The sequence below is a fragment of the Streptomyces sp. NPDC051664 genome (assembly GCF_044453545.1).
GTDB lineage: Bacteria > Actinomycetota > Actinomycetes > Streptomycetales > Streptomycetaceae > Streptomyces.
In genome coordinates, this window is sequence record NZ_JBITCU010000094.1 from 1 (window position 1) to 2,905 (window position 2,905).

Sequence of the window (2,905 nt, forward strand, 5' to 3'; positions counted from 1 at the left end):
GCGGCGATGGTGTGGTCGCGGGTAGGCACCAGGGTGCCGTCCACGATGAGCACGGTGTCCTTGCGGAACCGCTTGCGTGGCTGGAGCGCGAGCGACGGGCCGAGGTGGTCGATGACGCGGTCGGCCGCGGACTTCGAGATACCAAAGAGCGGAGCGAGTTGGCGCATCGTCAAGTTCGTGCGCCAGTAGGCCGCCACGAGCAGCACCCGGTCCTCCAGCGGAAGAGACCACGGGCGACCCTTGCGGACCGGATCTGCACCTTCACGGCGCAGCGCGGTCACCAGCTTGCCGAAGGAACGCGGGCTCAGCCCGGTGAACGGGGCTATCCAGGACGGCTCCGACGCCGTGATCACACCAGACACCGCAAGATCATCTCACCTGTGACCAGCAGTTACGGGACAGCCCTTAGTCCTGGCAGGGGCCGGGTGAGACGTCTGGTCTGTATGCAGCGCCTGGGAGCGCTTCGACAAGAGGAACGCATGCGCGGCCCCTGCCCTTTCGAATTCGGTCGGCGTACGTGCCGTGGTTCGGGCCGTCCCCAGGGCCACCTCCCGAACGTCCGGAGCCGTGGAGCTCTTCACGGGAGCGAGGACCCTCGGCTCAGCTGGGGCCACGGACGGCTGATGGGGTGGTGCGCCAGCGAGCGCTTCTATTAGGCACTGTTTCTCGGATCTCCGGACGTGAGTGGGGTGTTGGGGCCAGGCTGGCTGTATGGGCCGTGGGGATCTGACGAATGCGGAGTGGGATCGGCTGGAGTCCTTCCTACCTCCTGGTGGTGGGCGTGGGGGTCGGTGGAGTGATCACCGGCGGGTGATCAACGGGGTGCTGTACCGGGTGCGGACGGGTGTGCAGTGGCGGGATCTGCCGGAGCGGTTCGGGCCGTGGGAGACGGTCTATAAACGTCATCGCCGCTGGTCAGCGGATGGGACGTGGGAGATGCTGCTGTCGAAAGTCCAGGCCGCCGAGGACGCCGCTGGCCGGATCGACTGGGACGTGTCGGTGGACTCAACAGCGGTGCGGGCTCACCAGCATGCCGCCGGCGCGAGGAAAGCGCCCCCGGCCGCGGTTCCTCAAAAGGGGACCGATCGAGGGACGAATCAGGTCGATCCGGTGCTTCGGAAACTGACCGTCCGGCTGGAGGAGGTGGTCAGATCGGCGAGTGTCTGGGACGTTCCCGCGGCGGCTTCACCACCAAGATCCATCTCGCCGCCGAAGGGCGATGCCGGCCTCTCGCCTTCGTCCTGACACCCGGACACTACGGTGACGGCCCCCAGCTCGAGCGGGTGCTGAAGCAGGTTTCCGTGCCTCGCACCGGAGTTGGACGGCCTCGCACCCGGCCCGACCGTGTCCTGGCGGACAAGGCACCGGCGATCGCCGCCACGCCGCCCTCCGTCGCCTGTTCAATCGCATACTCGGTCAGCTCCACCACTGCCTGACGGCCCGCCAGGAGTTCGACGAAACGATCGGCTTCGCCCCGTTGGTACTGCCCCCGCTCGCATCAGCTGCTTGACCCGATAACTGCATGGGGTGTCTTGTCGGTGTGAAGGCGGACCGGCTTGGATTCGGTCGCGTGGGAGTCGTTTCCCATGTGGAAGTGGGACAGCATCGGCTTCAGGCCCTGGCTGTCGTGGGTGTTGGCCGCGGAGAGACCGACACGTAGGGGCAGGCCGTCCGCGTCGGACAGGACATGCATCTTGGAACCGGGCACACCCCGGTCCACGGGCGACGGACCTGCAAGTGCGCCCCTCTTTCAGCACGGATGTGGGCGGAGTCCAGGACCACGCTGGAGAGGTCGATCAAGTCCTGCTCGTCCAGAAGCTGGAGAATCTTCTGATGCAGCCGGCTCCACACACCGGGCCGCGACCAGATGACGAACCGACGGTGCACGGTCGACTTCGACGCCCCGAAGCACGGCGGCAAGGCCCGCCAGGCACACCCGCTGACCAGAGCATAGATGGTCGCGGCGTGAACACCGCCTCGTCGTCGATGTTCACGACCCCACCACCCTGCGGCCTCACACGGGCCGGTGGCAACAAGGGCTTGGCGATCTCCCACACCCGTCCGGAACTATCCGGCCCCACCCAACACTCGCCACGCATTCCTCAACAACCAACCACCATGTAGGACACGATCTTGTCGTCTGTGGCCCCCGTGATGCGCCGGAATCAGCAAACTCAGGAGATGTAGAACCCCGCGTTGGTGCTGGTCCCGGTCGCGTGGAACGTGTAACCGGCCGAGTTCGGGTTGCTGTGGCTGTAGGTGTAAATGGCCTGGTTATCATGCTTCGGCATGATGATCGACACAATGCTGCCAGCCGCGGGCAGCGCGAACGTCGAACAACTGCCGGGAGCGACAGAGCTGCTCTGTAGCTGCTGCTGCCCATTGGAGCTTATCGTCAGGGCGATCGAGTAGGTGCCCTCGGCGCACAGCTTGACGTGGCCCGAGGTCACAGCCGCGGACTGAGTGCTCGCCGAAGCCGAACCAGCTGACAGGACAACTGCCCCGACAGCTGCCGCGGCGAACGCCGCACCCACAGCAAACGAGCTGAGCCTGTGCCCCGGCCGGACGCGTGTACTGCTATGCATGACTTCTCCGAAGTTCTCTCGATGATCTTCAAACCTACGGAGTAGACGCTACAGACCAGCCCACTGCGCCATCCAGGCCCATCAGGGCACACGGCACTACCCGATCGGGAAAGTGCTGACGTGGAGAGCATGCTGATGCGCCATCAATGTAGGGCAGCCCCTCCGTGAACGCTGTCACCACCTTGCCCGCGGACCCTTTCTAAGAAGTTGTTGTCTTTCCGAAGGGGTAGCTGCGTTTCCGCTGGTCAGGCATGAGATCGGTGCTTCGGCGGGAGGGATGGCATGTCGTGTCGTCTCTTCGGGTGGGGTGCCAGATGCCG

The 2,905-nt window shown here is 65.3% G+C and carries 1 protein-coding gene and 2 pseudogenes; 1 reads left to right on the top strand and 2 read right to left on the bottom strand.

The window, feature by feature from the left end:
• Positions 1-362: transposase family protein (locus tag ACIA8E_RS41620; protein WP_399307277.1), on the bottom strand; the 362-nt coding region annotated here is incomplete at its 3' end.
• Between the two features lie 349 nt (positions 363-711).
• On the opposite strand from ACIA8E_RS41620, the pseudogene ACIA8E_RS41625 reads away from it, so the two are divergent.
• Positions 712-1,364 (top strand): annotated as a pseudogene (locus ACIA8E_RS41625) (IS5 family transposase); the annotation flags it as partial.
• A 167-nt stretch (positions 1,365-1,531) separates the two neighbouring features.
• On the opposite strand, the pseudogene ACIA8E_RS41630 reads toward ACIA8E_RS41625, so the two are convergent.
• Positions 1,532-2,095: pseudogene (locus ACIA8E_RS41630) on the bottom strand (IS5 family transposase); the annotation flags it as partial.
• Positions 2,096-2,905: the final 810 nt, after the last annotated feature.